Here is a 21,931-nt window from a genome sequence, read left to right as displayed (position 1 = left end):
AAAGGACTAATCTTATGGCTTCCGCTCGTGAAATGCGGCTCCGAATTAAGAGCGTAAAAAACATTTCGCAAGTCACACGCGCATTGGAAACGGTGAGCGCCAGCAAGGTCCGCAAGGCAATTAATGCGGTTACGGCGACTCGTTCCTATGCCACAAAAGCCTGGCAGGTATTACGACATGTTGCGGAACAACCGGGACGTGACAGCCTGCATCCGCTTTTGGCGAAACGTAAATCAGTGAACAATACATTGGTGATTGTTGTTACAGGTGACCGCGGACTCGCGGGCGCGTACAACTCCAATGTGATCCGTTTTACGTCTCAACGTTTTGACTCGAATGCTGTTCCTGTTAAATATATAGCTGTTGGCCGTAAAGGCCGTGACCTGTTGATCCGCCGCGGGAAAAAGGTAATTGCAGATTTTAGCAACCTGCCTGCCGCGCCAAGTTTTGCCGATGTTTCTGCAATTGGCCGTCTTGCAGTTGAAGAATTCAATACCGGCGCCGTGGATGAGGTTTTCCTCGTCTACACAGACTTTGTCAATATGGGGCGCCAGATCGCAACAGTTAAGAAGCTCCTTCCGCTTGAACTTGAGGGAGAAGGATTGGTGGAGGATTTTGGAAATAAATCCACCGGCCCGGCTGCAGCGTATGAATATGAACCTGATATGCGTGTGATCCTTGATGAGATCATTCCGCGCTTTACTGCTTTGCAAGTCTATCAGTCAGTATTGGAATCCCAGGCCAGTGAACATGCGGCTCGTATGATCGCCATGCGTAACGCCACCGATAATGCAAAAGAATTGGTCGGCGCTTTGCAATTGGCTTATAACAAAGTTCGTCAGCAAGGCATTACGAACGATATCTTAGACATTGTGGGCGGCGCTGAAGCGCTGGCCGCGAAATAACTGGAGGAACTCATGGCAAACTCAACAGGCCGTGTCGTACAAATTCTTGGTGGTGTAGTAGATGTGGAATTTTCTGAAGGAAACATTCCCGGGCTTTCGAAGCGATCTCAGTTGATCGTGAAGGCAAGACGCCTTTAGTGCTTGAAGTGCAAAAACACCTTGGTAATAACTGGGTACGTACCGTATCCATGGACTCAACCGATGGTCTTCAGCGCGGTGTCCCCGCGATTGCAACCGGCGCACCGATCATGGTTCCCGTTGGACCTTCCACTCTTGGCCGCATTTTTAACGTGCTTGGTCAACCTGTGGATGAGAAAGGCCCCGTCAACGCTTCTTCTTATTATCCAATTCACCGTTCCGCCCCTTCCTTCGAAGAACAATCCACCCGCGTGGAAGTTTTCGAAACAGGCGTAAAGGTTGTAGATTTGATCGCTCCGTTCACCAAGGGTGGTAAGACCGGCATCTTCGGTGGTGCGGGTACAGGCAAGACCGTTATCATCATGGAACTCATCCGCTCTGTTGCGACCGAACACGAAGGCAATTCTGTGTTCGCAGGCGTAGGCGAACGAACCCGTGAAGGTACACAGCTTTATCGCGAAATGCTCGAGTCCGGCGTTATGAAAGATACCGTCATGGTGTACGGCCAGATGAACGAACCTTCAGGCGTGCGTCTTCGTGTGGCTCTTTCTGCCCTTTCCATGGCTGAATATTTCCGCGATCAGGGCAAGGATGTTCTCCTTTTTATTGACAACATCTTCCGCTTCACCATGTCCGGTTCCGAGGTGTCCGCGCTCCTTGGTCGTATGCCTTCCGCTGTAGGTTATCAGCCAACACTTGCGACTGAAATGGGTGAGTTACAGGAACGTATTACATCAACTCGCACCGGCTCGATCACATCCATGCAGGCGATTTACGTGCCCGCCGATGACTACTCCGATCCTGCTCCAGTAGCGACCTTTACACATTTGGATGCGACGATCGCTCTCGAACGCTCCATCGTGGAAAAAGGTATTTACCCCGCGGTGGATCCGCTCGCTTCCACCTCCCGAATTCTTGATCCCAACATCGTTGGAGAAGAGCACTACCGGACAGCGCGTGAAGTGCAGCGTATCTTGCAGCGCTATAAAGACTTACAGGACATCATCGCCATTCTCGGTATCGATGAACTCTCTGAAGACGATAAACTCATCGTGTCACGTGCCCGCAAGATCGAGCGTTTCTTCTCCCAGCCTTTCTATGTGGCTGAACGCTTTACAGGCATTGACGGACGGTATGTTCCTCTTAAGGATACTGTCAGTGGCTTCCGTGAGATCCTCGACGGTAAATGTGATGATCTCCCCGAACAGGCATTCATGATGGCCGGTACGATCCAGGATGTTCGTGAGCGCGCCGCAAAACTTTCCAAGAGTGCGTAAATAAGTAGTGTCAAGTGTTTCAGTGTCAGGTATCAGGTTTGACCTGACACTTGACGCCTGACACTGGAGAACTCAAATGACCATTCGTTGTGAAATTGTTTCTCAAGACCGCACCGTATTTGCGGGTGATGTGGATATTGTTGTTCTTCCTGGCGCTGCCGGGGAGATGGGTATTCTTCCAAAGCATGCACCTGTTCTTACCACTTTGAAATTTGGCCTTATCAAAGTCCGCAAAGGCGGCAAGGAAGAAGTATTTACAGTAGCTGGCGGGGTTGCTGAAGTTCAACCTGATATTGTTACTGTTCTTGCAGATTCCGCAGAAAATGTGGAAGAGATCGATGTAGCCCGCGCAGAAGCTGCGCGTGTACGTGCTGAAGAAGCTCTTGCGAAGGGTGTACCTGCAGATACTGATGCCTACCTTGCAATGGAAGCCGCATTACGAAAATCCAACTTGCGTCTCGACGCTGCCCGTCGTTATCGCAAGAACACCCGCTCTCCCTATTCGGAACAATAAACCCCTGTGGCTATGTTTTCCAAAGACCTGGGTATTGACCTGGGTACAATGTTCACTCGTCTCGCCGATAGTGCTCAAGTGCTATTGGAAGAGCCGACGATTGTTGCCATTGATGTAGATGACCAGAAAATGGTGGCGGCAGGTCTCGAAGCGCGTGACATGTTTGGAAAAGTTCCAGATAGTATTGAAGTCGCGCGTCCGCTTCGAAATGGCGTGATCGCTGACTACGAAATTACAGAAACTTTACTGCAATATTTATTGCAGCGTGTAAGCGGTTCAATGCGCATCTTTCGTCCGCGTGTGATGATCTCTGTTCCTTATGGGGTCACCAGCGTGGAGCGCCGTGCGGTCTATGAAGCTGTGATGGAAGCAGGGAGCCGTGAAGCGTTCCTGATCCAGCAGCCTTTGGCCGCGGCCATTGGCATTGACTTACCGATTAATTCCCCATCAGGAAATATGATCATCAGCCTTGGCGGCGGTTGTACTGAAGCTGCTGTGATGGCGATGTATGGCATTGTTGCCGCTGATACATTGCGCGCCGGCGGCATGGATCTGGACGAAGCCATTGTCAATTATGTGCGTCGTAAGTATGGAGTCATCATTGGGCAAGGAACAGCTGAACAGTTAAAGATCCGTATCGGCGCCGCAGTTCCCCAGGATACTGAAAATAGCATGGAAGTGCAGGGACAGGATCAGGTGACTGGTCTGCCACGCCCTGTTACATTAACCACCGGCGAAATTGTTGAAGCTTTGCAGGAGCCGTTGAAACAGATCGTGGAGACAGGCCGCAAAGTACTTGAAAAGACTCCTCCTGAATTGGTCTCCGATATTATTGACCGTGGTGTTGCATTGTGCGGCGGCGGAGCGCTTTTACGCGGTGTCGATAAACTACTGACAAAATCACTTGGTATTCCAGCTTATCTTGTAGATAACCCGTTGACTTGTGTGGTACAAGGTGCGGTAAAGGGTTTCAGTATGCTGAATGTGATCCGCAGGAATTTGCCGCAAGTTTAATGTTGACTTAATCAGAAAATAAAAACGGGTGACTCACTGTTGAGTTACCCGTTTTTTGATACCTAAAACTTGTCTACTAATTTACAAAATAGCGGGACTCTCCGCTTTTTTGCCTTCCTTGCGAGGCCTTTCCTCCCAAATATGCGAGACCGGCGCCGGCTGTAAATAAAATGATGTTGATAACAAAGGGCAGATCTTTGTTTAGAGTAGAGAGTGTTCCAGCGATCCAGCCAAATGGAGAGGTAAGCAGAATAACACCAACGTATAAAATGGATTGAATTCGGGCGCGTTCCTTCGGGTCGATGGTCAAGGCGATCAGCCTGTCAACGAGCGGACTGACTGCGGCGAAGCTGCAAGCCTCCAGAAATACGCTGATCAGGAGTATGAAATAACCCTTCTCTGGCGCAGTGATCAATAATATCTGACTGATAATAAACCCCAGGAAGCCAATGGTCATGGGAAGTTTGAAGTGCAGTCTGTTCAATACTGGATTGATCAAGAAAAAGAAAACGAGCATGATGGCTGTTTTTACAAAGGGAAACAAAGCCAGGTTTTGCGCCGGAATATTCAGCTTCTCTGTAACAATAATGCCCCAGAAACTACCGCTGATCATGGCAGAGATGCTGATGACGAGCATGATGCCGGCTGTGTACAGGGTTGCAGGAGATTTAAGTAAATTTTGAAAAACTCCCTTGTATTCACCAAGTACGCTAAAGACACTTTGATGTCGTGTTTCATGCAGGCGTATGATTCCCTGTTTGGTTTCCTGAGTCATTTGATAAGTGACCACAGCTTTTAAGGTAAACATGAACGCGGCGAAAAAATACAACCCGCGGACTGTGGGTACAAGAGAGAATATGCCGATCAATATTCCCGCCAGCGGCGCGACAAATCCGACGATTTGATTGGCGATATAGATCCAGGTGTATATATCCACCAGTTGGTCTTCTTCGGCATCCTCCACCAAAAGACAGGACCATGAATTATGAGTGATGCGCCAGACACTGTTGATAATCCCTGCTGCGAGGAAGTACCAAAAATTTTGGGCGACTGCCGATATGAGCGAAGGAATTGTCCACGATAATATGTCAAAGATCAGAGTTGTGAGACGGCGGCCCAGTTTGTCGGTAACAACGCCGCTTAATAATGCAAGAAGCACTTGGAATCCCCAGCTAATGCTGACGATCAGGCCGATCTGTTTGTCGGTTAATCCGATTGCGACCATGTAAATGGATGCGTAAGGTGCATATAAGTTGAAAGGAATTCCCCATAATGGTTCAGGGTAGACGCAGCCGCGCGGATTTCCAGTCAGGTTTTTTAGTGTGGTAATTAGTGAGTGGTTTTTCAAGGTGATACTCTCGTGAAAAGAAATGATATTTTAGAGTTCTGATTTCCAGCCTGCGTATACAGCGAAGCGAAAGGAGTGAAAGAAGGATGCCGCGTTTTGAAATCCGATTTCTTTAAGCCATGATACCTGGTCTGGAAGTGTGGCGCATTTATCGTAAGTCATGCGTTCCTGAGCAGCGCGGATTTCATCCTCGTCACTGCCTAATGCACGGGCACCGTTAAGATGTATATCTTCATAGAGTTGCTGCTGCCATTCGTTATCTCCCAGAATTTGTTCGCCGTTGATGAAAACCCCGCCCGGCGCAAGAGATTGATAAATGCGCTTGAACAGATTGCGTTTATCTTCATCGCTGAGATGGTGGATCGCAAGCGATGAAATGACTGCGTGAAAAGCCCCGGCGGGGAGTGGGTCTGTCATGGGTTGGATGAAAATTGTAGGTTGGTATTGCGCCAATCGCTGCTGTGCTTTTGCAAGCATGTCTGCTGATTCGTCTAATAAGATTAGCGATGCAGATTTAACCTTTTGCATGACAAACTCACTCAGCAGGCCGGTCCCTGCGCCAAGGTCGAGAATGGCGGGGGATGGGGTTTTGATCGAGCGCGCGGTCAGGTCTGCGGCGACGGCATAGAACAGGTCGTAGCACGGGATGAGGCGACGGCGTGATGTATCGTATTCAGAGGCATTCCATATTTTGCTCATGCGCGTGATGTTACCATAGAGAGGATGATGCTTCGCATCTGGATGCGCTTTTAGCTGATCCTGTTTCGAGCACTGACTCTGTGCATTGGGGCTGGTCAGGCTTGGGTAAGTCTGAGGCGAAGTGGTGTGGGGCGCGAACATTCCCGAATCGGGGAAGTTCCGCCGCTTTTCCAAAAAAAGACCCGTCATTATTTGGCGGGTTTTTTACATTTTATGTGTTTCTACGTTTATAAATAATAGGTCATGCGCTGTAAGTGGGTGGCGGGATCGATGTATTGTACTTTTACGTTGTTTGGCATATTGAGGCTGATCGGGGCGTAGTTCAAAAAGGCTTTTACGCCGGCTTGCATGAGTTTATCTGTTACGCTTTGTGCGGCGGCGGCCGGGACAGTGAGCATGGCAATTTTTACGCCCGCTGCTTTTACCCGTTCGATCATTTTTTCGGTATCTTCAACGGTGAATTGGTCGATTTTTTGTCCAACCTTTTCTTTATCATTATCAAAGATCATGACGATATGAAAACCGCGATTGGCGAAACCCTGATAATTTGCAAGCGCATGGCCCATGTCGCCTGCACCAACCAGTACCACGTCCCATTTGCGATCTACTTTCAAGATTTCGCGTAGTTTGTCTAATAGGTAGGCAATGGAATATCCCGTACCTTGTTTGCCAAATTCGCCAAATTGTGAGATGTCTTTGCGAATTTGTGCCGCAGAGATGCCTACGTGTTCGCCAAGTTCCTGTGAAGAAGTGGTCTTAAGTCCATTATCGGCCATGCGCTGTAGAGCACGCAGGTAGACCGGCAGACGACCAATGATAATATCAGGGATTTTTTCTGCGTTCATGTTATGCCCTCGCATTTTTGAAATTTTCATAACTCTACCATAATTTTTAGTTTTGTACAATTAGACACAAGTACTTCACAATCAAAAAACAGCGTAAACCTGCAAATTTCCGCAGTTTTTTGCAGTAAACTGAACTTATTTTCCCCGAATTAAAGTTGTGTATTTTTGGAGCATTTTTTGGGTCGTCAAGCCCGAATTGGTTTTACAGCCAATTTTTGGCAATTATGAGACCTTGTTTTCGCATTATTCCGATGTCACAGAGAATGGCCGGCTTAAAATTGTTTGTCCCTTTACAGGCTGAATATGGCAGCCTTGTTCTGGTGGTACTCATTTCAGCGCAGACTTTCCAACTTCAAGATATAGCTTGTATATTGAGATTCGCCTGGGTTGGGTTCTGAAAGACTCAAAAAATATAAATTGTCCGGTATGGTGGTCAAGGTCAATTCTTCTCCACAGGCAAGTAAAAACGTTTTTTCAAGCACCTCGCGATTCCATACTTCCATTTGCAGTGCATTGTTTGAGCATATTACCTCTATCACAATCATCCTGCTGTCTGTTGAAAATTGGATCCAATCCTTTGTATCTCCACTGGGCGCAGAAACATCTCCTGTGATCTGTAAGACACGGGTATTTGCGGCTGAAAAGGATGTTATCGCCATTGGAGCCTGCATCGAATCCCCGTCTTCCATTGCTGAGAAGGTGGTTATTGGTGTTGAAAAAGCATCAGCTGGCAATTCCTCTGCCGGTTTCGTTTCACCAATAATTGGCAGAGAATCAAGGTTGCTTATTTGTAAAAATTCTGAGGCCGCCCAGCCAACTCCATTGGGAGCGGTTGAAAATTCAATTTGAATCCATGCGCCGCTGGAATCTTTTCCAGTGGCAAAAACAACATCGTTCGGACTCAAAATTCCAAGCGATTCAAATGTTGTAGCTGGACCACTGCGGACGTTTATTTTCTGGATGACAAGCCCGCTTCCTGCCGCCCTGGAACCTGCCACAGCCCCGATGACGGGGATCTCCGCTGCGGCATCCACTTGCACATACTCTGCGCGCACCCAGCCGTTTCCATTTGTCGATTCCTGGTAAACGATCTGATACCAGCTTCCGCTGGCATCCTTGCCGTTGACCTGAACACTGGTGAATATACCGATCATCCCCAATGTCTCGCTTGCCGTGGATGGTTCTGCGCGTACATTGATCTGTGTTGTTGTTGTCCCTGCGCTAGGCGCAATACCCGGGGCGCTAGTTTCACCAGACACAGCCTCGGTTGATAGCAGCGCAAGTGTTGGAGTTGAAACTGGCGTTGGTGTGAAAGGCAAAACCGCGGTTGCAAAATCAGGCGTTGCTGTTTGACCAGCAGGGTTTGCGCCACAGCCGGCAGACAGGATTATGATAAAAACAAGAAGTAGGATGCGAATATGATACACAACTCTATTGTATCTAAAAAGCATGTTCTTTGTGATGTGCGAGAAAAATAATACACCTTTCTTTGTGCGGTGTATTATTTTATTTGAAATATAATTTTTTGTTCGCAGTCCATGTTGATTATGCAAGTTGTGGAATAAATAAAAAAACCGCCAGGAAGCGGTTTTTTTGTGTGCCCTCGCGCAGGCTCGAACTGCGATCCTCGGCTTCGGAGGCCAATACTCTATCCATTGAGCTACGAGGGCGAATTAACAAATTTTACCATAGGGGGTGTGTCTTCATCATAAAGATGAGAAAAGGCTGGTGGAACGGTCACCAGCCTTGCGTTAAGTGAGAAGCGTGGGCTTTATATGATCTCAAACAGAGAGGGGTTTCTGTGCCACAATAAATAAATCGTCGCCGCGCCCGCTTGTGGAATATCCGCTGGTTAAAAGCAGTTGAAAAATTGATGAATATTCGGGATAGGAGTATATGGACATGCAATGCACATCACTGGCTTTTGTGATCTGAAACCCTGTTTTTTTCATCTCAAAAAGTAATTCGTCAAGAGTGTATTCGCGAACATGGCGATCAAAAAACCAGGGCGGGCGTTTTTCAAGTATGGCTTGCAGATGTAACATGGATGCCGCGTTTGGAGTGGTTGCGAAGAAATATCCTCCGGGTTTTAATACTCGATGTGCTTCTTTTAAAGTCCCTGCAATCCTGTTTTATAAAACCCCTCGTTGAAGATGGCGTTGGGTTGATCGGATAAATGCTCAAGCAACTCTGTACATAAAATAAAGTCAGTTGAGTTATCGGGGAATTTCCATGTATAACGTAAATCGAAGTCTGTATTGTCCCAGGAATAATTGGGGAACCATTGTTTCCAAAGTCCGGTTGCAATGCTTTCTGTTCCCAGGTCAATTGCTGATAAATTTTGACCTTTGGTGTCAATAAGTTGTTCGATCCAGTTTTTAGTTAGAATGAGGCGAAAACTGTGCCCAACCCATAATTCTTCGAAATCGGCGTCATATTTTTTTATTTTGCATAATTCGCGCATTTTTAGTTGGACTTGTTTGAGTTCATCTTCCGGAATATTTTCTGCGCTTGAAAATAAATCCTTGTTTAAACGCAGGGATTCCAGTTGATATGCCTTGCCATGTACCCAGTTAATGAGAGGTAGAAAAAAATGTAGAAATGGGAGTAGTAATTTATGAAGTTTAATTTTTATTTTGAGTGTCTGATTCATCTATTTTCCTGAGGGGCGGAGGTCAATTGTGTGGATAAAATAAATTCTACCATAGGCCGGTACTTCATCATAAAGATGAGAAAAGGCTGGTGAAACAGTCACCAGCCTTGCGTTAAGTGAGAAGCGTGGACTTTAATTCGCCTGTGGAGAAAGCCAAGCGAGTTCAGCGCGTAGTTTGTCTACTGCGGTCAGATTGCCGCCTTCGTCGCCGTGTTTTGCCAGTTGTTCTTTTTTGTGAGCCAGTTCACCGCAGACTTGATAGAAGCGGGCGGTGGACTTTCCGTGTAGGCCGGCTGTGGTCATGTTCCAGGGGGAAAGCGCTTTTTGATATTGCGGCGGCGTGATCAGGCCGGATAGCATTTCTGAGTGCAGGTGATGCTTGACGAGGTTGCGTTCGTTATTGATCATCCATAGGATAAAGCCCAGCATGAATGACCAGCCGATCCAATCTACAAATGTGCCGGCCGCGAGACCGCTGAAACCGCCAATCAGGCCTCCAAAAGTATTGTGGAAAGCGTGAGTGGTCACCGCTACCCCGAAGCCGATCAGGGGGGCAATTAATTTAATGAACAGATTTTTATTTGTGCGTGCAATGGCAAAACCGATGCCTGTGAAGGCGGTATAGAATGGATGCTGCCAGCCCACGATCACAACGCGGATAAAGACAAGCAGGAACAAGCCGCCCCATCCGCCTTCCTGGTATCCATTGCGGAAAATATAAAGCGTATTTTCCGTGGCCGCGAAACCCAAGGCTACGATACCACCATAAATGATTCCGTCTAAAATGGAATCGAATTCTTTATAGAACATGAAGAACACGATCGCAACAGCAAGTCCTTTGAGGAATTCCTCAACGAGCGGCGCAACGATCGATGTGGTTCCAACATCGGCGGCAACTTCCGAGCCGGTGAAAATATAGATGCCATAACCAAATGCGGTGTTGATAATAAAAGCACCGCCAGCCGCGACCACCACGCCCCAAAAGAAGGCCGCTCCGAGCAGCGCTTTGGGTTCTTTTTCGTAACGGTCCAGCCAGTATACAAAAACGGCAAACATAAACATGGGAACAAAACCAAAGAATAAGGATACGATTAGCGCCATATAACTTCTCCTATTTTGTTTTTGCCTTCAGCCAGGCATGAGGATGGTTTTTCGGGTTATTGTTTTTACCCCTGAAAGATCAGGCGGGTTCTTTCCACACGGGTGTATTCTGGTTCGATCCCCAGTACACTTAATACTTCTTCGGGGCGGCCTGTGGCGCCATCACGCGCAGAGAGAGTCATGCGCAGCCAGACTTTGCCATTGGCTTCTGTGACCACGCTTAACATTTCGATCAGCGGACGGAGATCATAAAACTTGCCCCGGCGTTCACGCGGAAGGGTTTCGGTCATCATGATTTCTTCGACTTTGCGATTCAATTCCGCCCCGACAACTGGTTCTGTCAAATGGACATCATACGCCGCTGAGAGCACCTGGGTTTGCAGCGCGGGCTGGCGCTCATCCACGCTTTCAATTTTTGTCACCTGAATATCGGGCGGAAGATTATCCTTCAAGCGGACAGCGATCTCATCCACTGGAATATCTTCGTTGAGGCGCACATCCAGCACTTCGCCGCGTGAAGAGAATCCCAACGGCAGGGCGGCGGCGAGACTGATCTTTGGCTGTGGATGAAATCCGAGCGAATAACTAATGGGAAGTTCTGCGCGGCGCATGGCGCGCTCCCATAAACGATGCAGGTCAAGGTGACCTGTGTAACGCAGTGCGCCTTGTTTTGTAAATGTAATGCGTACTCGCATATTTAATTTGATTCCGATGCAATGGATTTTAGCCAGCGGTTAATTTCAATACTGGCGCGGCGATAGGATTTGTAGGTATGTTCTGCAATGCGATGAAAAATATCATTATCAAGGCATTGGTCGTGCGACAGTTTTTCAAGCACAGAAACGATATTTGCATATGCTGCGAGTTCCAGCTCAACAATATCATCCACTCCGATGTTCTTGTATTTGTAAGTCACTACTTGATCGAGTTTTTCCTTTTCGATCAGCGGGGATTCGTAATCCGGGTAGCCGTGATCGCGCCTGAAATTTTCCAGCGCGATGAGGGAGGTGCTTGTCCAATAGGATTCGTTGTGCAGGATCTCGTTCAAACGATCTGCGATGAATTGCTCGCGTGTGAGCACGTCTGCCAGCAGATCTTTGATTGACAAGCTGCCAACAACGCCATTCATTGTCATTTGGTGCTTAAAGCCAACCTGATTGAGCAGGATTTCAAATTTATCGCGCTCGCGCTGCAAGCGGGGGAGAAAGGTGATCTTGTCCACGGGATTCTTAATCACCCACAACTGACAATTCGTTACTAATGATCTGGGTTGCCGGGCTTTTTACATCAGGACACTTCCAGCCTTCGCCGGGATTTTCACGTCTCAGGTTCGCAAAGGTTGGCAAAATTCCACAGGCAAAACAATTCAACCGGCAATCCACGCGGATCTGGCCTTCGAGCGATTGACGGAAATCTTGAAACAGGAAGTTCTTGCGCACTGCAGCGGTGATATGCTCCCACGGGAACACTTCATCTGTGCGGCGCTGGCGATGTGTATAAAATGCATGGTCAAGTCCATGCTCTGCAAAGGCAGGCATCCAGGCAGTTTGTATTTTAACTTCATCGCCCCAGGCATCAAATTTTGCGCCGTTCTTCCAAGCTGTATAAATTACTTCTGCCATGCGGCGGTCACCGCGTGTAAGCCAGGCTTCGAGCAATGTGTCTTCGGGTTTTGTCCAACTTAATTTGATGCTCTTGTCTTTGAGCAATTGCCGTTTGAGCAGTGCCTGCTTTTCCAAAATATTATCGCGTGTGTCGCAGGAAACCCATTGGAAGGGAGTTTGCGGTTTGGGTACAAAAGTGCTGACACCCACATTTAATTTAACTTTCCAGCCCGCCACTTTACGTCCTTCGGCGATGACGAGTTTGGACAGGTCAACAATTGCCTGCACATCTTCAATCGTTTCGCTGGGATGTCCGATCATGAAATATAACTTGATGGTCGTCCAGCCGCGGCTGTAAATATCGCGTGTGGTATTGATGATCTCTTCGTCAGGAATGAATTTATTGATAATACGGCGCATGCGTTCGCTGGCGGCTTCGGGAGCGAGCGTGAATCCGCCGGAGCGATGTTGTTTTAGTTTGTCCATCAAATCCACTGAAACAGATTCAATGCGCAGCGATGGAAGTGAAACGGTCAACTTGCGGCCTTCAAAGCGTTTGCTGATCGCATCCACCAATTCATTGATGTAGGTGTAATCTGAAGAGGAGAGCGACATCAGGGCGAGTTCTTCAAACCCCGTAGAGCGGATGGCTGCATCTGCAGCATCCACTACCTCTTGCACGCCTCTTTCTCTAACCGGACGCGTGATCATACCCGCCTGACAGAATCTACATCCGCGGGTGCATCCCCGCATGATCTCGACCGAGACACGATTGTGAATGATCTCAATATTCGGCACAATGAATTTCACGGGCGGCGGAAGCAATTTGGCTACGATGCGCTTGTTTATCACCTTGGGTACATTGGGCGTGATCGGCAGCGTGTGCGCTACTGTGCCATCTTCAAGGTAGGTAGCTTCGTAAAACTTAGGAACATAAACCCCGGGGATTTGCGCCAGCGCGAGCAGTAATTCATTTCGGTTGTAATTCGGCGAGGCTTTGAATTTCTGTATCGTGTTGACAATATCGTGAATGACTTCTTCACCCTCGCCAATTGCAAAGGCATCAATGAAAGCGTGCATTGGCTCAGGGTTCGTGGCGGAATGTCCGCCGGCGATGATGATCGGGTGTGATTCGTCGCGGTCTGCCGAGCGGACGGGAATGCCTGCGAGGTCGAGAATGTTGAGGGTGTTTGTGTAGAGAGTCTCGTAGGGCAGAGTAAAGCCGATTAGGTCGAAGCAGGCCAAAGGTCGTTTTGATTCGAGGGTGTACATCGGAATCTCATGCTCGCGCATCAGCGCTTCCATATCCACCCAGGGCGCGTAGGCACGTTCGGCAAGTGCGTCCTCCCGCTGGTTGATCTGGTCGTAGAGGATCTTTAATCCAACGTTTGAAACACCGATATCATAAATATCAGGGAAGATGAAGGCAACCTTGGTTTGGACTTTGTCCCAATCTTTAATGGTGCTGTTGAGTTCACCGCCGACATAGCGACCAGGCTTTTGTACCTTTAAGAGAATACGGTCGAGTTTGGTTTCTATCTGTTCTGGAGTTAACATGGCCGAAATTATACTAGAGTTGTCAAATTAATAGACCGAGGACTCTCATCCTCGGTCTATTAATAAGTTGGGTATTTATCAGGCGACGATCTTGCGTGCTGCCCAGGATTCACGGCCCCAGATCCAGATTGCGCCAAGGCCGATGAACATAATCAACATTCCGAACAGCCAGCCGATGTAGGGCAGGGCAACCAGTAATGCGATCAGCGCTACCCCAAGAAGCAACGGCCAGACTTTGTGTTCAGCCAGCGCAGGGTTGATGCGAGAGAGGATCAACTTGCCGCTCAGCCAGGCCACGATGATCTTGGTCAGGAATGCGGTGATGAGTATGAAGCCAATGATCATGGCAAAGATGGAAAGAATACCAATCCAAATAATTGTGCCGCTTACGCTGCCAAGAGTTAGCACTCCAAAAAGGATGCCGCCCGCAATCATTGCCACGAGAATGACAAGGATCGCAAAGAAAAATGCGGCGTATGCGACCAAGCCCCATCCAAGGGAAGCCGCGGGTTGATTCTGCACTTTTTCTGTCAGAGTTTTCATCAACGCGGGAGCGAGCCAGCCGAGCAAAAGCCCGAAAATTGTCAAAGTGGCGATTGAGCGGAACAGGTCGAAGGTCCAGTTGGTTGCGATTTCAGTGGGTGTCGGTTCGCGGTATTCAAATTCTTTATCCACGACAGGCTCTGATCTGGTAACTTTCCCGGATACTGCGTTGGCAGGGATCTTGATATCTTTTGTTTGGGTGTAATCAAGATTGCCTTTGATCTTCGCATCCTTGCCGATGTTGAAACCCGGTTTCACGGTTGGGAAATCAATTTCAGCTTGCGGCATATAAGTGGATGGGGGCGGGCCGCCTTCTTCGGGGTCGCCGACCTGGGCGTTCACATCTCCGCCGAATTCGCCGTTCAATTCCAGCGAACCGATACCTGCGAGTACATCACCAGTGACGTTGCCGTCAAGCAGGGCTTGACCGGCGCCAATGACCAATTCGCCCGCGATGGCGCTGCCTTTTTCTGTTTCAAGGCTTGCGCCGGCTGATACAACGTCTCCGCCGACCGAGGCTGTTTTACTGATCTTCAACTCCGCGCCTGCGATACGCGCATCATCTGTGACGGTGCCGTTGATGATGACACTTTGTCCGGCGGCGATCAAGTCGCCTTCCACGGTGCCGTTGATGATGATGGTCTGACCGAACACAATCAGGTCACCTTTGACGGTTCCTTCAAGGGTGAATTCAGTTGCGGTGACGTATACATCGTCTTCAATAACTTCGTCCGCTTTGATTTCAACGGTTTCGCCCGTGCGGCCATCAAAAGCCTGGGCAGGTGTGGCAAAAGTGAGAGCCAGAAGGGCAATAAGGGAAAAAATGGATAAAAATTTGTATGTGGTTTTCATGGGGTCTCCTTTGAATAAAAAACTTCCCAAGGTAAGTATACGGCTTTACCTCTGGGAAGTTGCTAATTTATTGACTTTTTGTCAAATTGCTATTGGATGTCGAGCTGTACCCGATTCTCTCTAAACCGACGCGTGATTCCCTCTTTGAGCAATGCTGCCGCCTCGGCATTTCCCACATCCAATGCCATATCGATTGGCATTTTTCCGCTATGACTGCGGATGGTCAGATCTGCTCCATTGAATAACAATGAGCGGATCATTTGGGCATTCCCGTTTTGCGCGGCGGCATGGAGCGGGGTAAGGCCGTTATTTTCACGCACGTTAGGATTGGCGTTGTTATTAAGCAAAAGCATGACGATCTTGACATGCCCGGCTGACGCCGCCGATTGAATGGGAGCGACGCCGAATGAATTGTGAGAAGGTGTGTTGATCTGCGCACCAGCTTTGATGAGGTATTCTGCTGTGTTGTAATGTCCAAAAAAACAAGCGAGCCCGAGAGGTTGAAATCCATCACATGCATAGGCATTGACCAGCATCGGGTCACGCGCCAGATGACGGACGATCTGGTTGGTTTTTCCGGTGGCGGCGGCTTCAAAGATGTTGAGGCTTCCAGCTTTCTCACCTAGGAAATCTGCGATCTTCGGCTCGTGATTGTACGCAGCAACCATGACCGGACTGAGACCCTCCTCTCTTTCGTGGATCAGGCTGGAGTTTAAAGAAAGGAGGCGTTGAACTTCATCCAGATTTCCTTGTTTGATGGCGTCAAAAAATTCTATGCTCATTTAATTCTATTTCCCATTTTTAGTATAACTCGTCTACAACCATTTGGTTTTTTTATTTAGTTTTTCGATTATACGTCTGATGGATTGTTCATGTGCTTTCAATCCTGTTAGTTATGAAAATATAATTCTGCGATCTTCAGGGCGATGCGCGGATCATCGGGGTAGTCATAGTCGCGATTAAGCAGGACGATTACCGAAAAATGACGGTCTGGGAAGCGCACATAATCTGAATTAAATCCCAACCATGCGCCAGAGTGCGCCACGTAATTTTCATTGTTCCATTCTTCAAGCTCCCATCCGAAACCATAGGGTTCACTGCTTCCATCATTTAATTCGGATGGTTGAAAAGCTTCTGCGAGTATAGATTGCGATACAAGTTTTTCTGTATAGAGGTATTCATCATAACGCGCCATGTCGCCGATGGTGGTATAGATGGAACCTGAGCCATATAAATTATCGAGATCGTCGCTGGGATAGGCTTCGGGTTCGCCGTATTCGCCTGTGTAACTGATTGCAACCATTGGGTCAGCGCGGCGGGATGCGTTGGGAAGTGAGAAGGTGTGCGTCATGCCGAGGACATCAAAGATGCGGGTTTGCATAAAGTCGGGGAAGGTCTGCCCTGAGACTCTTTCAATGACAATGGCTAACAGATCATATCCGGGGTTGCTGTATTCAAACGCATCGCCGGGTGTTGATGGTAATTCTTCCATTTCAGAAAGCACAACTGCAAGGTCTTCGTTGGTCGGTTCGTCTGCGCGCGCATAGAGAGCTTCCTGAATGGCATCATCGTAATCAGGCATTCCGGATGTGTGAGTCAACAGCCGGCGGATCGTGAAGTCATCGCCGAATTGTTGAACTTCAGGAACGTAATTTCCAACCGGGTCATCGTAATTTAAGCTGCCTTCCTCAGCCAATATCATGATGCCAAGGGCTGTCATTTGTTTTCCAACCGATGCAATATGGAAAATATGATCGGTGGTGAGCGGCGTGCCATCATCCAGATTCGCAAGACCATAAGCCGATTGATATAGGATTTCACCATCCTGCAAGATAATGACCGCTTCGCCGGGCGTCTCTGAATTTGTGAAGCCGGCAAAGAAATCATCTACTTGTTGATTGGCATTACTGTAATCCTGATTGATTTCAGGGTTGGATGGCATGGAAGTATTGGGGAGTTCCTGTTCGCCTAGGGTTTCTGTTCCGAGGCCACATGCAATTATTGAAATTAGTACGATTACCCATAATAAGGCTTTGATTTTTCTCATGAAATTTCCTGTAATATTATTTTTTTTATTACCTCTATATCGTACAAAACCTTTTTTGGACGCTGAAAAACGCTGACTTTCGCTGATAAAAAGAAAAAATCTGCGTTTTCTGCGTTCATCAGCGTCCTAATCCTTAAATGTACGGTAGAGAATTTGTTACTAGAATATAAAACTCATTTGCGTTGGTTTTTTCAAATACCAGTTTAGCAACTCCACAAACCAGCCGCAGAATTTTACATTATTGTCTTCGATCATTGTTTGTAATTCATCCAGGCTGTAATAATTGATCTCTGCAATTTCAACCGGATCAAAGCGGACTTTGCCCGGGTCAACCACGCCTTCATATAATACGCTGATTTCATTGTCGTTCACGCCATAATTCATTCTGAATTTTACAAGCGGCTTGATCTCAATACCGTCCACGCCCATTTCTTCCTTCATGCCGCGCATGGCCGCATCGAGATAACTTTCACCCGCTTTGACATGCTCTGAAACTGAGCAATCCAGCGCGGACGGGGAGGCTGCGCGGTCTGCGCTTCTTTTTTGCACCAGCATTTTTCCATCTGCTGTAAATAAAAATACATGTACGCCGCGATGCTGTAATCCAAGCTGATGGACAGTGGATCGCATTTCCTGACCGGTGACAATGTCTTCGTCATTTACGATGTCGAGTTTTTCATCCATGATTGCTCCTGTCAAAAGTCAAAGGTCAAAAGCCATAGATGTTCGACTTTTGACCTTTGATAATTTCTTTTTGTTGATTTTATTTATCCGAACAATTCCATCAATTGTTTCACATGGACAATGCCATCGAAATCCTTGATGTCACCTTTGCGAAGTTTTGCTTTCTCGCCGTCTGCATCACCCAGACAAGAGACAATCACATCACCGGCACTGACATCCTCTTGCTCAGTGTAGTGATTGGTGGTGACGATCACTTTTGCGCCAGAGGCTTTTCCGGCGGCGAGTCCATTTTTGGAGTCTTCCACTACGAACACTTCGTCAGGTGTCAGGCCAAGTTTGGAAAGCGCCAGATTGTAAATCGCAGGGTCTGGTTTCTTCTTTTCAACCACATCACCAGCCAGCACAACTTCAAATTTAATATCTGCAAGCGGACCTTCGGTGATCGCTTTCGCGGCCTGTTCATTGGATGTGGTGCAGATGGCGAGTTTGAGGCCCGCATCCATCGCTTCTTTCATAAACCGGTGAATGCCCGGGCGAAGGGGCAGTTTGCCTGTCTCAATCAGTTCCACAAACAAAGCGGTTTTGCGCTTGTGCATATCCTTGACCAGACTATCAATTTCTTCCTCGGTCAGCGGTTTGGAGAAGCCCTTGGTTTGCCAATGCTTCTTCATGCGTTCCTTGCCGCCGCCGACTTGAAGCAGTTCGTGATAATACTCCACGTCCCATTCATCGGTGAAACCGAATTCCTTGAAGGTCATGTTGAACGATACGCGGTGACCGTCACGCTCGGTGTCAATGATCACGCCGTCCTGGTCAAAGAACACTGCTTTTTATTTTTGACATTATTTCCTCCATTCAAAAAATAAACCCAAAGGACATAAGTACACAAAGGGGAACCTTTTATTTTTGTTGGTTTTCCTTGAATTGTCCTTTGTGTTTTCTTCATCCCAAAGAATTCAAGGACAGTGTCTACGAACAATTTGTTTTCTTCCGCAGACCCAACAGTCACACGGAACCAGCCGTCGCTGCCGTATTTCTTGCTCTCGCCGCGCAGGATGATGCCTTTGGTTTCTGCGTAAGCCAATACCTGCGCACCGGTCTTGCCTGTTTCACCACAATCAAAAAGAATGTAGTTGGCTTTGGAATTCATGATATGGAAGCCCGGAATTACACTGAGTGACTCGGTAATGAAATCTACTGCATCATTATTGAACTTGACGCGTTCTGCGAGTCCTTCGGTGTCTTCAAAGGCGGCGAGTGCAGCCCACATCGGGATCGTACCCACGTTCCAGGGGAGCAGGGAGCCGGCGATCTGGTCAATGACTTCCTTGTCGGCGATGGTGTAGCCGAAGCGCATACCCGCCAGACCATAAGCCTTGGACAAAGTGCGGGTGATGAGTACGTTCTTGTATTTCTTGGTCAACTGCACCTGTGACATGCCGAGTCCGGCATATTCGACATAGGCTTCATCCACAACGAAGGGAATGCCTAATTCGGCGATTGTGACAAAATGCTTCGCATCCATGAAGTTACCGGTGGGATTGTTCGGGTTGGCAACGACAATGATCTTGGTCTTGTCAGTCACAGCCTTGATGATGGCTTCGGGATCGTATTCCATTTTGTGATCTTTGTAGACCATCGGCACAGAGACCATCTTTGCGCCGAGCAAAGTTCCGCGCAGACCGTAAATGCCGAAGCAGGGTGTGTGCTGAATGACTTCGTCACCGGGTTCGAGGAACATGCGGAAGATATTGTCGTACACTTCACTGGATCCATTGCCGATCATCACGTTGCCGGGACCATCAACATTGTTCATTTCAGCGATCTTGCTGCGGACAACCAATCCCTGATCGGGATAGCGGTTTGCCATCTTCGCATATTTGACCATTGCATCCAACACTTTATCGGATGGCGGAAGTGGATTTTCATTGGACATCATGCGATGCAATGAGGGGTCTCTCCACGCTTTTTCAATATGATCCGAAATGTACATCGGGATGCCCTTCACCCACGGGGCGTAATATTCTTCAACTTTTTTCATGCTGTAAAACTCCTTAATTTTTTATTTAGTATTCAAATTTGTGTCTCAACCGTCAGGTCGGTTTGGTATTACGAATTACCTAATACCTAATCACTAATTCCTAATTTTTACGCCTTACCCTCACAACCCAACTTATCCATCCAATGGATTACAGCCTTGCGTGTTGCATCGCGGACAAAGACATCCAATTTACCAGGATCGTACTCATCGCGGTGTGAGGAGATGTATTCGAACTTCGCATCAATCAGCACACGCTTCAACTCAGTGGATACATTGAATTTCGCGCCGCCAGCCGCCAGCAGCTTAACGATGTAATCATCAGGCAGGCCGGTTCCGCCATGGACGACGAGCGGAGTCTTGATTCCGTTGCTGTTCAACATCTTGTGAATGATAGCCATGCGTTCGAAATCGATCTTCGGATTCTTGGTCTTGTACACGCCGTGCGCGGTACCGATGGCTGGGGCGAAAATGTCCACGCCGGTGCGCTCTACGAATTCAACAGATTGTTGCGGATTTGCCAACTGCGCTTCATCTTCCGCCACGATAACCTGGTCTTCCACGCCGCCTACAGTTCCCAGCTCACCTTCAACAGAGATGTTGCCGATACTATGGCAGTAATCCACAACTTCCTTGGTCTGGCGGATATTCTCTTCGTAGGATTGTTTGGAAGCATCGATCATGATGTTGGTGTAACCAGCATCCGCAGACTTCTTGCAGTAATCGACGGTGGTGCAGTGGTCGAGATGCAAGCAGACAGGCACTGGCGCAGACTCGGCCAATGTACGGTAGATATTCACCATCATTTGAGTCCCCAAAAATTGTGACGGTTTGACCGAAGTCTGAACGATCACCGGCGCTCGTTTTTCGATGGCGGCATCGATCACTGCTTCAAACTGGAGCAAGTCTGTGATATTGAACGCACCCACAGCCCAGCCGTTTTTTGCGGCATCGATCATGATTTCTTTTGCATTTACGATAGACATGTCTTTCTCCTTATGTTTAGGTAATTTCGAAAATTTAGGTATGTTCTTAAAAAGGATGAATGATGAATTATGAAGGATGAATAAAACCTAGAAAATTTTAACCTTCAGTTTTTGACCTTGACCTTCTTTCATCCTTCATCCTTTTTATCCTTTGCTTTTCTTCCCAACATCCTTCAGCCATTGATCCCAGCGATAATCTGTCACATGGGTGCGGAAACGTGCGAACCATAGATCTGCGTATCCCTGAAAATCCTCTTCCAGTTTGGAAATGCCCGTTTGTGTCGTGCCCCACATTGACTCGTGCAATTCAGACATTGGCCACATTAAGCGCAGACGCGCATATTGTTTGTCTGTCACTTCGCCAAAATATTCATACAGGAAATTATCCACCTGATCTTCATTTAAACGATGGTGATGAGAGAAATTGCCAAGGTCAAAGAAGATATCGCCCATGCCTGCGTATTCCCAATCAAGCAAACGGATCTCTCCAATATCGCCGGCTACTTCCTCTTCAAGCCAGTTTAAATTAAGCAAGTCATTATGTGTTGGAGTGGGCGTGTATGGATCTTTCGCCAGCGCCTTTTCCACTTCCTTCATTTTTTGCATGATCCAATCCCAATCATGCGGAAACTTTGCGTTATTTCTTTTTGAAACCTTTGTCAACATTTCAACGCGGCGGAAGACGTTGAACTCGCCTTTTAGTTTTGGCCCGCGCATATGAAAGAGGCGCAATTTTTTAGCCACACGCGCCAGATAATCAGGCTGCTTGATCACATCAGGCGGAATCGGCTTGCCGGTCACAAAGCGCGTCACGATGTAATTCTCAGGCTCGATAAAATATACCACCTCAGGTGCGATCCCCATTTGTCCCGCCGCATAATTCGCAGCGTATTCCACATCACGTTTAATACCGAGCTGGTCCGTCCCCTCGCCCGCGAGCCGGATCACATATGACCTGCCGTCTGCTTCAACCTTGAAATTCAAATTTGTAATTCCGCCGCTCAAAGGAATTTTTTTAATATTCTTCGACCCGGCTAGAAACGGAACTTTATCAATGGCTTTATCAATTGCGAGTGTTGACATGGCATTTTCTCCAAACAGGATTAGGATTTTTGCTTGCGAGTAG

21 protein-coding genes, 1 tRNA gene and 1 pseudogene are annotated in these 21,931 nt (G+C 47.8%); 4 read left to right on the top strand and 19 right to left on the bottom strand.

Annotated elements, in window-relative coordinates; translation table 11 throughout:
• Positions 1 to 14: 14 nt before the first annotated feature.
• The 4 genes and pseudogenes from atpG to IPL71_RS15840 all read left to right on the top strand — a co-directional run bounded on the left by atpG (position 15) and on the right by IPL71_RS15840 (position 3,848).
• Positions 15 to 905, top strand: a complete 891-nt coding sequence (gene atpG / locus IPL71_RS15855; RefSeq protein WP_345323273.1) for an ATP synthase F1 subunit gamma — start codon at positions 15 to 17, stop codon at positions 903 to 905.
• A gap of 12 nt (positions 906 to 917) precedes the next feature.
• Positions 918 to 2,320: pseudogene (gene atpD / locus IPL71_RS15850) on the top strand (F0F1 ATP synthase subunit beta).
• A 76-nt stretch (positions 2,321 to 2,396) separates the two neighbouring features.
• Positions 2,397 to 2,834 (top strand): ATP synthase F1 subunit epsilon, encoded by a 438-nt coding sequence (atpC, locus tag IPL71_RS15845; RefSeq protein WP_345323271.1) that lies wholly within the window; start codon positions 2,397 to 2,399, stop codon positions 2,832 to 2,834.
• Between the two features lie 12 nt (positions 2,835 to 2,846).
• Complete coding sequence (locus tag IPL71_RS15840) at positions 2,847 to 3,848, top strand: rod shape-determining protein (RefSeq protein WP_345323404.1); 1,002 nt, start codon at positions 2,847 to 2,849, stop codon at positions 3,846 to 3,848.
• 76 nt (positions 3,849 to 3,924) lie between these two features.
• On the opposite strand, the gene IPL71_RS15835 is transcribed toward IPL71_RS15840, so the two are convergent.
• The 19 genes from IPL71_RS15835 to IPL71_RS15745 form a co-directional block, all read right to left on the bottom strand.
• Positions 3,925 to 5,196, bottom strand: a complete 1,272-nt coding sequence (locus IPL71_RS15835; RefSeq protein WP_345323270.1) for an MFS transporter — start codon at positions 5,194 to 5,196, stop codon at positions 3,925 to 3,927.
• Between the two features lie 30 nt (positions 5,197 to 5,226).
• A complete protein-coding gene (locus IPL71_RS15830) occupies positions 5,227 to 6,036 on the bottom strand; it encodes a class I SAM-dependent methyltransferase (RefSeq protein ID WP_345323269.1) in 810 nt (269 codons plus the stop codon).
• 86 nt (positions 6,037 to 6,122) lie between these two features.
• Positions 6,123 to 6,755, bottom strand: a complete 633-nt coding sequence (locus IPL71_RS15825; protein WP_345323402.1) for a redox-sensing transcriptional repressor Rex — start codon at positions 6,753 to 6,755, stop codon at positions 6,123 to 6,125.
• Positions 6,756 to 7,072: 317 nt separating this feature from the next.
• A complete protein-coding gene (locus tag IPL71_RS15820) occupies positions 7,073 to 8,167 on the bottom strand; it encodes an SH3 domain-containing protein (protein WP_345323267.1) in 1,095 nt (364 codons plus the stop codon).
• Between the two features lie 171 nt (positions 8,168 to 8,338).
• Positions 8,339 to 8,410: transfer RNA gene (locus tag IPL71_RS15815), tRNA-Arg, on the bottom strand.
• A 111-nt stretch (positions 8,411 to 8,521) separates the two neighbouring features.
• Positions 8,522 to 8,866 carry a methyltransferase domain-containing protein gene (locus tag IPL71_RS15810; protein ID WP_345323400.1) on the bottom strand — a complete coding sequence of 115 codons (345 nt, stop codon included), beginning with the start codon at positions 8,864 to 8,866 and terminating at the stop codon, positions 8,522 to 8,524.
• Positions 8,851 to 9,393: a hypothetical protein gene (locus tag IPL71_RS15805; RefSeq protein WP_345323265.1), complete on the bottom strand. Its 543-nt coding sequence runs from the start codon at positions 9,391 to 9,393 to the stop codon at positions 8,851 to 8,853. Before IPL71_RS15805 ends, IPL71_RS15810 begins: the two co-directional genes overlap by 16 nt.
• 132 nt (positions 9,394 to 9,525) lie before the next feature.
• The gene (locus tag IPL71_RS15800) at positions 9,526 to 10,494 is read right to left on the bottom strand and encodes a PrsW family intramembrane metalloprotease (RefSeq protein ID WP_345323263.1); all 969 of its coding nucleotides are present in this window, start codon (positions 10,492 to 10,494) and stop codon (positions 9,526 to 9,528) included.
• Between the two features lie 65 nt (positions 10,495 to 10,559).
• Positions 10,560 to 11,189 (bottom strand): TIGR03936 family radical SAM-associated protein, encoded by a 630-nt coding sequence (locus IPL71_RS15795; protein ID WP_345323261.1) that lies wholly within the window; start codon positions 11,187 to 11,189, stop codon positions 10,560 to 10,562.
• 2 nt (positions 11,190 to 11,191) lie between these two features.
• Positions 11,192 to 11,716 carry a hypothetical protein gene (locus tag IPL71_RS15790; RefSeq protein ID WP_345323259.1) on the bottom strand — a complete coding sequence of 175 codons (525 nt, stop codon included), beginning with the start codon at positions 11,714 to 11,716 and terminating at the stop codon, positions 11,192 to 11,194.
• Positions 11,717 to 11,723: 7 nt separating this feature from the next.
• Positions 11,724 to 13,655, bottom strand: a complete 1,932-nt coding sequence (locus tag IPL71_RS15785) for a TIGR03960 family B12-binding radical SAM protein (RefSeq protein WP_345323257.1) — start codon at positions 13,653 to 13,655, stop codon at positions 11,724 to 11,726.
• 78 nt (positions 13,656 to 13,733) lie between these two features.
• Entirely contained in the window at positions 13,734 to 15,050 is a 1,317-nt protein-coding gene (locus IPL71_RS15780; protein ID WP_345323255.1) for a polymer-forming cytoskeletal protein, read from the bottom strand.
• 89 nt (positions 15,051 to 15,139) lie between these two features.
• Positions 15,140 to 15,832 carry an ankyrin repeat domain-containing protein gene (locus IPL71_RS15775; RefSeq protein WP_345323252.1) on the bottom strand — a complete coding sequence of 231 codons (693 nt, stop codon included), beginning with the start codon at positions 15,830 to 15,832 and terminating at the stop codon, positions 15,140 to 15,142.
• Between the two features lie 107 nt (positions 15,833 to 15,939).
• The gene (locus IPL71_RS15770) at positions 15,940 to 17,097 is read right to left on the bottom strand and encodes a serine hydrolase domain-containing protein (RefSeq protein ID WP_345323250.1); all 1,158 of its coding nucleotides are present in this window, start codon (positions 17,095 to 17,097) and stop codon (positions 15,940 to 15,942) included.
• Positions 17,098 to 17,256: 159 nt separating this feature from the next.
• The gene (locus IPL71_RS15765; RefSeq protein WP_345323248.1) at positions 17,257 to 17,781 is read right to left on the bottom strand and encodes an NUDIX hydrolase; all 525 of its coding nucleotides are present in this window, start codon (positions 17,779 to 17,781) and stop codon (positions 17,257 to 17,259) included.
• 83 nt (positions 17,782 to 17,864) lie between these two features.
• Entirely contained in the window at positions 17,865 to 18,584 is a 720-nt protein-coding gene (locus IPL71_RS15760) for an HAD-IA family hydrolase (protein WP_345323246.1), read from the bottom strand.
• On the bottom strand, positions 18,581 to 19,822 hold the full coding sequence (locus IPL71_RS15755; RefSeq protein WP_345323244.1) for a pyridoxal phosphate-dependent aminotransferase: 1,242 nt from the start codon (positions 19,820 to 19,822) through the stop codon (positions 18,581 to 18,583). Before IPL71_RS15755 ends, IPL71_RS15760 begins: the two co-directional genes overlap by 4 nt.
• A gap of 107 nt (positions 19,823 to 19,929) precedes the next feature.
• Complete coding sequence (locus IPL71_RS15750; protein WP_345323242.1) at positions 19,930 to 20,805, bottom strand: class II fructose-bisphosphate aldolase; 876 nt, start codon at positions 20,803 to 20,805, stop codon at positions 19,930 to 19,932.
• Between the two features lie 144 nt (positions 20,806 to 20,949).
• Positions 20,950 to 21,888, bottom strand: a complete 939-nt coding sequence (locus IPL71_RS15745; RefSeq protein ID WP_345323239.1) for a phosphotransferase — start codon at positions 21,886 to 21,888, stop codon at positions 20,950 to 20,952.
• Positions 21,889 to 21,931: the final 43 nt, after the last annotated feature.

Origin of the sequence: Candidatus Villigracilis proximus (assembly GCF_016717045.1) — a bacterium.
GTDB lineage: Bacteria > Chloroflexota > Anaerolineae > Anaerolineales > Villigracilaceae > Villigracilis > Villigracilis proximus.
This window is presented reverse-complemented; position numbering and strand designations above follow the sequence as displayed.

Coding starts and splice junctions, on each gene's coding strand:
- IPL71_RS15780 (WP_345323255.1), bottom strand. CDS start 15,050: ATGAAAACCACATACAAATTTTTATCCATTTTTTCCCTTATTGCCCTT.
- IPL71_RS15785 (WP_345323257.1), bottom strand. CDS start 13,655: ATGTTAACTCCAGAACAGATAGAAACCAAACTCGACCGTATTCTCTTA.
- IPL71_RS15840 (WP_345323404.1), top strand. CDS start 2,847: ATGTTTTCCAAAGACCTGGGTATTGACCTGGGTACAATGTTCACTCGT.
- IPL71_RS15765 (WP_345323248.1), bottom strand. CDS start 17,781: ATGGATGAAAAACTCGACATCGTAAATGACGAAGACATTGTCACCGGT.
- IPL71_RS15770 (WP_345323250.1), bottom strand. CDS start 17,097: ATGAGAAAAATCAAAGCCTTATTATGGGTAATCGTACTAATTTCAATA.
- IPL71_RS15805 (WP_345323265.1), bottom strand. CDS start 9,393: ATGAATCAGACACTCAAAATAAAAATTAAACTTCATAAATTACTACTC.
- atpC (WP_345323271.1), top strand. CDS start 2,397: ATGACCATTCGTTGTGAAATTGTTTCTCAAGACCGCACCGTATTTGCG.
- IPL71_RS15775 (WP_345323252.1), bottom strand. CDS start 15,832: ATGAGCATAGAATTTTTTGACGCCATCAAACAAGGAAATCTGGATGAA.
- IPL71_RS15755 (WP_345323244.1), bottom strand. CDS start 19,822: ATGAAAAAAGTTGAAGAATATTACGCCCCGTGGGTGAAGGGCATCCCG.
- atpG (WP_345323273.1), top strand. CDS start 15: ATGGCTTCCGCTCGTGAAATGCGGCTCCGAATTAAGAGCGTAAAAAAC.
- IPL71_RS15825 (WP_345323402.1), bottom strand. CDS start 6,755: ATGCGAGGGCATAACATGAACGCAGAAAAAATCCCTGATATTATCATT.
- IPL71_RS15800 (WP_345323263.1), bottom strand. CDS start 10,494: ATGGCGCTAATCGTATCCTTATTCTTTGGTTTTGTTCCCATGTTTATG.
- IPL71_RS15745 (WP_345323239.1), bottom strand. CDS start 21,888: ATGTCAACACTCGCAATTGATAAAGCCATTGATAAAGTTCCGTTTCTA.
- IPL71_RS15750 (WP_345323242.1), bottom strand. CDS start 20,805: ATGTCTATCGTAAATGCAAAAGAAATCATGATCGATGCCGCAAAAAAC.
- IPL71_RS15830 (WP_345323269.1), bottom strand. CDS start 6,036: ATGTTCGCGCCCCACACCACTTCGCCTCAGACTTACCCAAGCCTGACC.
- IPL71_RS15795 (WP_345323261.1), bottom strand. CDS start 11,189: ATGCGAGTACGCATTACATTTACAAAACAAGGCGCACTGCGTTACACA.